The sequence below is a fragment of the Pseudomonas parakoreensis genome (assembly GCF_021602155.1).
GTDB lineage: Bacteria > Pseudomonadota > Gammaproteobacteria > Pseudomonadales > Pseudomonadaceae > Aquipseudomonas > Aquipseudomonas parakoreensis.
In genome coordinates this window covers 1-6,554 of record NZ_BQHY01000040.1, presented here as the reverse complement: position 1 = coordinate 6,554, position 6,554 = coordinate 1, and the positions used below count along the sequence as shown (strand labels likewise).

The following is a 6,554-nucleotide window of genomic DNA, read 5'->3' as shown; positions in this document are numbered from 1 at the left end:
GCGTAGCTGGCAGGGTGTGGAACCGAACCTCTACTTCGCCGCGGCTCTTCCTCTTCGCCGCGGCTTTCGCTGAGCGATCTGCATTGCTCTTGGCCATGGCTTACCTCTTCAATTCCGCTGGCCGGCAGTGCGAACCAGGCTTGACGTTTGCGTTGCTGAACTCGCCGCTTCATCGGAATGCGGGTTTCAGCTTTGGATAGTCGATCTCGTATTCCTTGATCAGGCGGTAGAGCAAGGTGGAGCTGATCTTGAGCTTGATGCAGCACTGCTGCCGACTGACGCCAGCGGCGATGCACTCACCGATACGGACGACCAAAAACGCATCCCTGATTGAGTCAACTTTGTTTGGCGGGCTTGGCTGCTTTGGCCTGATGGGGAATGTGATTCCGTACCGGCCAGCGATCCCTTTTAATACGCCGAGGGTGATGCCTTCCTTCTCGCAGATATCGCGGCGGCTCATGGTTGGCGCCATCTCGCGGATGCGCGCCACCTGTAGATCGGTCTCAGTTTTGACCGCTTGGCGTTGAAAGAATGGTGGCTGCTTGAGGCTGGCGAGTACTTCCGGCCTGGGCTTTGACTTTCCAGAGCTGTCGATCTTGCCGCCGTCTGCCAGGAACTGCGCAACCTGGGCCGCCAGTTCGTCGGACGCTGGCCGAAGGCGCTCTACTTCGTTCTGTAGGATGCTGATCATGCTGCTTTACTCCGGAGCTTCGCCTCGTAGCCGTCCACCAGCAGCTTAAACTGCCAAAGGTCTTCTTCGAGTTGTTCGATGTAGTCGTCATCCCGTTTGAACTCTTGCAACCAGAGCTGGCGACCAACGGGTTTCAGGAGAGGGCAGTACATCCCGATGTGCCACCACTTGCGGCCGGTGATCCACATGCAGCCCTGCACCTGGTCGATCACTTCGCTGGCATCGTTATCGATGTGGAACGCGCGAAGCTTGTCAGGCGAAAGGAAGCATTTGTACTCCGAGCCGCCGTCGTCGCCGATGAATCCGTCTGCACTGGCGCCAAACACGCCGTCGTCAGTTTTCACCAGCCCGACCTGCGTAACGATCAGGCCCGTCTGAATTTCGTGTTCCATTCGGGCTTCCGGCTCCAACTCATGCCCTCGGCGCATCTGCCAGGTTTCGAACCCGCCGTCCAGTGGCGCGCCGCCGATCCGTTCAACGGCCAGTTCGAAGGCGTAGGTGAGTGCGGCGTTCGATGGTTCGCCGACCTTCTCGCCGTCCAGCGCGCGCTGCACAACCTCTGCTTTCGGCCCCGCCTTGTAGCCGGCCAGGTCGCGGGCCTTGCTTTCGCTATGCCCGCCCAGAATCGCGTCGACATACTTCCGCTGCTGGGTGGTAAGCCCGTTCACCTTGGAGCGGGCGGTGCTGAACATGCTTGCGGTGATGACCCCGGCGCGGCCTTGCAGCCACTCGGCAGATCCCTGCGTGCAGTTGAGGACAATCATTGTTTTGCCTCCAATATGTCTTTGCGCTTGGTGACGGCAATCTTCACCGTGTCATAACCGACCTTGTCGCCGCTGGCCTGCAAAACCTTCAATGCAGCCTGCCAGACATCTTTGAGCTCATCGGGTGAGGCTGTCTGTTCGACCCGCTCAAGGATGTCCGTAATTACTTGGGCTCGCATTTCCTCGCTATCCGATCCGTCCGCCGTCTGCGCGTCATCATCGCGAGCCTCACTGGTCGTGATGTTCAGCAGGGCGCACATCACGTAGCGCTTGCCATAGGTGGTGGATGAACCAACCGCCTGCACTTCGTTGCGCCCTTTGCCGATATCGGCCGGCAAGGTCATCGTGGTGTGTTCTCGGTGCCCGTCACGGTGCATCAAAATGCCGGTGACGCTGATGGCTTTGTCGAGGTTTTCAACCTTGAAGGTGATCGCGAATCCGTGTCGCTGCATGATCGGCTTGATGATTCGCGTGATGTCGTCGAGCGTGGCGTAGGCGTTGCCGGTATGCAGGTTCACAGCGGCCTCGAAGACCGTTGGTATCTCGCACTGCATTTGCGCCATTCCGGCGTTGAATGCTGCTTCGGCGGCCTTATCCTGCATGCGCTCATGCATGGCGAGCAGGCGCTCCATCTTTTCGATATCGCAGGTCGGATCGGCGGCGGCGCGACTGATGACCGCCATGATGCTGTTGTCCGTCGAGATCGGCACGACGGCTTGCCGGCGCTGTTCCGGCATGATGATTTCGGTGGACATGGCGGCCTCCTCAGAAATGGATGGTGATGTTGGGGACTTCCCGGCGAGCGATTTTCAGAACGATGGCCTTGGCCAGTTCTTCGGTGATGTTCATCGACATCAGCGCCTCTTTGGCGGCGCCCATGATCTTCACCTTGTGGGCCTGATCGGCTTCGCGCTCCCGCTGCTGGCGGGCGGCCTCGTTCGCTTCGGCCTGCTGGCGAGCTACCTCGGCAAGGCGGGCTTGCTCTACGGCTTCAGCTTGGCGCTGTTCGGCGGCGATCCGCTCTTGCTCGGCTCGTTGTTCGGCAGCGATGCGATTGACTTCTGCCTGCGCAGCGGCTCGCTCGGCCTGCTCTGCTTGCAATTGAAGTTGTAGGCGCTGGCGCTCGGCTTCTGCCTCAGCATCGCGGGCCGCTTGCTCGGCGGCGCGCTGCGCAGCGGCAGCCTGATCAAGCAACTCCTGCTCGCGGCGGGTGGCGGCGTCTCGCTCAGCTTGGGCGCGTTGTTCAGCTTCGCGGCGGGCACGCTCTTCAGCTTCCCGGGCGATTTGCGCATCCCGATCGCGCTGCGCCTGTGCTTCAGCCTCGGCGCGCAACCGGATCAGTTCGGCCTGCTCGGCTTCGTACCGCGCTCGTTCGGTGTATAGCGCGCGCAGCTTGCTCAGCGTCTGGTCTTTCACTTGGGCGGCTTCAGCCAGAAACTCTTCCCAGCTATCGCCGATTTCGAGCAATTCAAGGTCGGCGATGATGTTGGCCAAGTGGCCGGACGTTGGCGCCGCTTCGAAGATGGCCAGATCCTTGATGCGCTGGATCGCGTCGACGTGGGCATCTGTCCGGGCAATCTCGGCCTGCTCCCAGTCCGTCAGAGGCTGGCGAGTGGCGTCACGCAGCGCATCCATCTTGTTGACGAACTCTCGCAGCTCGGCCTCGACGACCTTCGGCATTTCCTTCAGGCGCTTGAGGTAGTCGCGTCCGGGCTTTTCCACGGCTGTTTTCGACTTGCTGACCTTTGCCGCCAGAGAGGCGATGCGCTCGCGGCCTTTGCGAGTGGTCAGGTCTGGAACCTCGGCAGTGACCTCAGCGGCAACCGCGTCGAAGAACTGGCTAAGACCACCGGCGACGTAAATGGCCGGCGCGTTTTCTTCGCTGATGTCGTCGATCTTGATGACTTGCTGTTGTGCGGACACGGGGAATCCTTGCCGCGATGCTCGCAGCGTTTGAAGGTGTGGGGTTATTGAGTGACGCGATCAGCGAGGGCGCTGATCAGCATCAGTAAGATGAAGACGGAGATGGCGATTAAACTTCCGCGGAGGATGGCGGCACGTTTTGCACGCTGGTAGGAGGTCAAGCTTTCACCTCATATGTGATCGTCCACTCACCACACAGGCAGGCCCTGCGGCTCCAAGCGTGAACATTTTCAATGCTGGCTAATTCAGCAGAGTGTAGAGCGTCTTCCCAAGTTGCGCCCTTGAACACCATCAGTACGCGGTCGCTTGGTACCGCCATGAATTCGGGCAGCTCTTCAATTTGTTCGTCGATCAGCGATTTAACCGGTGCGGTACTCATGTGAACTCCTTGCGCTGCCTGCAATGCTTCAGCAGGCGCTGGCAGTAATGGCTGAATTCTTCGAGGGTGATCAACTGATCCGTCATCAGGTTGGTGATGATCTGCTGAACCAGAATGCTGTTGCCGGGCGGACTGTCCGGATGCGAGAGGCTATCCAGCGCTTCATCGATAAGGATGTGCGGGCTCACAGTTCGGCATCCTCGGTTTGGGCGATCAGCGCGTCGTCAACAAGGGGTCGAAGTAGGCCCTCTGCGATTTCGCCAAGCTTGCCCAATGGGTGGTCGCTGGTGCCGAGGAGTTCGGCGGCGGCGACCTTGTCAGCGTGGCCGCGCTGGGCGGCGATCAAGAGGTAGCCCAGCGAAACTGTCGTGACCTCGCAGTCTGCAAGCCGTCCGTTTGCATGCTCATCAACCGCCAGAGCGAACTGGGCCAGCGTGATGCCCTGAACCGGCCGCATGCGACGCTGAAACGAGACGTCACAGCCAAACCGCACCAACTGCTCAGCGGCGTTATACAGCCACTCAGCCCGAGCCACTTCCTGCGCGCTCTCGCTCACCATCGGAGGCAACTGCGCGTCGTGCATGGCCTGACAAATCTTCAGTGCTGCGTTCATGCTGCCTCCGGCCAATGGCGCTTAATGCTCTCTTTTGCGTAAATGGACAGCCGCTCGTAACTGTTCACGCCACCGCAACCGGGCATGGTTCCCTCCAGTTCGACGGAGGCGCGGATATCGCAGCGGCGCGAGCAGACCCAGCCGCCGTAATGGCAGCGGTGGACTTCGCCTTTCGGATCGGGGTGATAGGCTAAGCCCGCCTTCCAAGAAGGTGACCCGCGCAACTTGAGGCCGCACCCTCGGCACACCGCTTGAGTTTCAGTACAGCTATGCATGGCGACCTCCAGTGTTTGGGTTAGGCGGAGCGGGCGGCGAGCATGGCGTCGGCCATTTTGTAAGCTCGCGTGGCAGCAACGTCCTCGGATGCGATCCACTCCGCATCACCGGCCAACATTCCTTGCAGCGCCTTGGCAGCGAAGTAATCTCGCAGGGTCATGCCAGACAGCTGGCGCTTCGTCTCTGCCACAGTTTTCGGGTTGAAAATCATGTGGTCGTAATCGCCAACCGGGAATGCCGGCTGTAAACCGTCTTCAATCGCGGCGTCGTACCGGAACTGGGCGCCTTCAATCTGGCGGTCCATTTGAGCTGCCATGTAATCCATGACTGATTCCTCTGTGGTTGATCCAACAAAACTCGGATGCACTCATCCGCTCCGCTGGTTGCCGTTGGGCGCGGAGGGGAGTGCATTCGGGTGGTGTCGGGGGAGGGAGGCCCAGTCTCGCTGCTGGCGACAGAACGGGCTTGCATCATCAAGTTGTCTTCGTGCGCTGGGGTGGCCTACCTCATTCGGCCGATGCGCGGTGACATCGACGGCCTACTGTCCGCTGCCTGTTAATGGAGTCTCGAGCGAATACTGCAGGCTTTCTTCGCTACCCAAGTTGAAGCGTTCGTCTATTTCATGATGGTCATCCTCCAATGCGCGCCGTTGGCATCTTGGCGGGCGCTCGCCGTTCTCAGTCTTCAAAAGGTGCAGATGGCCGGGCGCGAATCCGGCGAGAGCGGACCCTTTCGGGACGACCGCTCGGAGGAGCAACCAGCAAAACTGGCGCCTATTAACCTGCGTTTCTCCAGGGCCGCCGAAGCGTTCAACCCAGCTTTCAACGCCGCATCTGCTTACCGGTTACGTCTCCGGCGCGGGCTTTACCGCCGTGGCGCTTGGTGCTGGCTTGATTGCGCGCAAGCTACCCCGCGTTAATGCAAATGACCGGAGCTGATCCCGGCATGACTATTAGCGGCCTTAGTGACACCGGAGTTTCACCGGGGCGAAGGTTTCAGCCGCTTATTCTTGGACTCGCCGTGGCCATCTGGGCGCTTACTCACTTTGCCGGCCACGATTCCCGCGATCCCTCAGGTCTTACACTTGCCAGTCAGCCCTGGCATTCATCTGCTTGTTGCGGTGATGCAGGTGGGCGGTTATAGGCCGCAGTTTCGTCCGCATCGGGGTGTGATCTGACCCAATCCGCCTACACACCATCGAAGGATGTGCATTCGTCGCAACCAGATCACACTCCGATGCAGCCTGGTGCTGGGGAGTACCAGGGCCTCGGGTGGGTTAACCGGATTCGTCCTGACCACCCAGGACCTCAACCATCACCGGTATAGGGCAGTTAACGACAGGCTGTCGTGGCGCTGGTTGTCAGATGGTCACTGCCACTTTGAGCGATGCTGCGCAGGACGTGATTGCGTCCTTGGCCGCTTGTTCGATGTTCTTGGCGATGACCTTGTTCACGTCATTGATCGCTGACTTCGCACTCTTCTCGAGCGTGTCCTTGATGTAGAGCTTCATTAGAACGGTGAGGCGCGGGCCTGATTCGCGCCAGTTGTAGCTGTCCTTCGACTCGTCCTTCGATTGGCCGTGATAGTCGACCTTCTCACTCATGTACACCTCGGCGCGGCTAGCGATGTACTCCTTGAAGGTCATAGGGTCGCCTTTCGGCTCGCCGTAGTGGCTGGTTTTGCGCATGTCGGCCGATTCGATGATTTCGCCAACGCGCGGTAGAACGTGCTCGGCGAACATCGCGTCGATCTTCTGGTCGACCGCATCCTTCACGCGCTTTTCAATCTGCTGCTTGAATCGCGACGATTGCGTGCTTTCCTCGTCGTCATCCCCATAACTGGTGGAGTAGAGCAGCGCATGCACTGCCTGCTCGACGATGCGATCGGAAAGATCAGTTGCGCTCACGC

9 protein-coding genes are annotated in these 6,554 nt (G+C 59.7%); all 9 read right to left on the bottom strand.

Annotated features, from left to right (window positions below):
• Positions 1–169: 169 nt before the first annotated feature.
• Positions 170–691, bottom strand: coding sequence for a hypothetical protein (locus tag L6D63_RS28110; RefSeq protein WP_131671974.1), 522 nt, complete (start codon positions 689–691; stop codon positions 170–172).
• Positions 688–1,455, bottom strand: a complete 768-nt coding sequence (locus L6D63_RS28105; protein WP_131671975.1) for a lambda exonuclease family protein — start codon at positions 1,453–1,455, stop codon at positions 688–690. Before L6D63_RS28105 ends, L6D63_RS28110 begins: the two co-directional genes overlap by 4 nt.
• Positions 1,452–2,210 (bottom strand): ERF family protein, encoded by a 759-nt coding sequence (locus L6D63_RS28100; protein ID WP_108183207.1) that lies wholly within the window; start codon positions 2,208–2,210, stop codon positions 1,452–1,454. Before L6D63_RS28100 ends, L6D63_RS28105 begins: the two co-directional genes overlap by 4 nt.
• A 10-nt stretch (positions 2,211–2,220) precedes the next feature.
• On the bottom strand, positions 2,221–3,378 hold the full coding sequence (locus tag L6D63_RS28095; RefSeq protein ID WP_108183206.1) for a coiled-coil domain-containing protein: 1,158 nt from the start codon (positions 3,376–3,378) through the stop codon (positions 2,221–2,223).
• A 157-nt stretch (positions 3,379–3,535) separates the two neighbouring features.
• Positions 3,536–3,757, bottom strand: coding sequence for a hypothetical protein (locus L6D63_RS28090; protein ID WP_017736470.1), 222 nt, complete (start codon positions 3,755–3,757; stop codon positions 3,536–3,538).
• Complete coding sequence (locus L6D63_RS28085; protein ID WP_047297566.1) at positions 3,754–3,945, bottom strand: hypothetical protein; 192 nt, start codon at positions 3,943–3,945, stop codon at positions 3,754–3,756. The genes L6D63_RS28090 and L6D63_RS28085 overlap by 4 nt, the downstream gene beginning before the upstream one ends.
• Positions 3,942–4,370 (bottom strand): hypothetical protein, encoded by a 429-nt coding sequence (locus tag L6D63_RS28080; protein ID WP_047297567.1) that lies wholly within the window; start codon positions 4,368–4,370, stop codon positions 3,942–3,944. The genes L6D63_RS28085 and L6D63_RS28080 overlap by 4 nt, the downstream gene beginning before the upstream one ends.
• Positions 4,371–4,665: 295 nt before the next feature.
• Positions 4,666–4,971, bottom strand: coding sequence for a hypothetical protein (locus tag L6D63_RS28075; protein ID WP_236170490.1), 306 nt, complete (start codon positions 4,969–4,971; stop codon positions 4,666–4,668).
• A 1,035-nt stretch (positions 4,972–6,006) separates the two neighbouring features.
• Positions 6,007–6,554, bottom strand: a 548-nt coding sequence (locus tag L6D63_RS28070; RefSeq protein ID WP_236170489.1) for a hypothetical protein, incomplete at its 5' end; no start/stop codon positions are given.

Bases quoted from the DNA above. Each gene is read 5' to 3' on its own strand.
- L6D63_RS28090 (WP_017736470.1), bottom strand. From the start codon at position 3,757: ATGAGTACCGCACCGGTTAAATCGCTGATCGACGAACAAATTGAAGAG.
- L6D63_RS28080 (WP_047297567.1), bottom strand. From the start codon at position 4,370: ATGAACGCAGCACTGAAGATTTGTCAGGCCATGCACGACGCGCAGTTG.
- L6D63_RS28075 (WP_236170490.1), bottom strand. From the start codon at position 4,971: ATGGATTACATGGCAGCTCAAATGGACCGCCAGATTGAAGGCGCCCAG.
- L6D63_RS28100 (WP_108183207.1), bottom strand. From the start codon at position 2,210: ATGTCCACCGAAATCATCATGCCGGAACAGCGCCGGCAAGCCGTCGTG.
- L6D63_RS28105 (WP_131671975.1), bottom strand. From the start codon at position 1,455: ATGATTGTCCTCAACTGCACGCAGGGATCTGCCGAGTGGCTGCAAGGC.
- L6D63_RS28110 (WP_131671974.1), bottom strand. From the start codon at position 691: ATGATCAGCATCCTACAGAACGAAGTAGAGCGCCTTCGGCCAGCGTCC.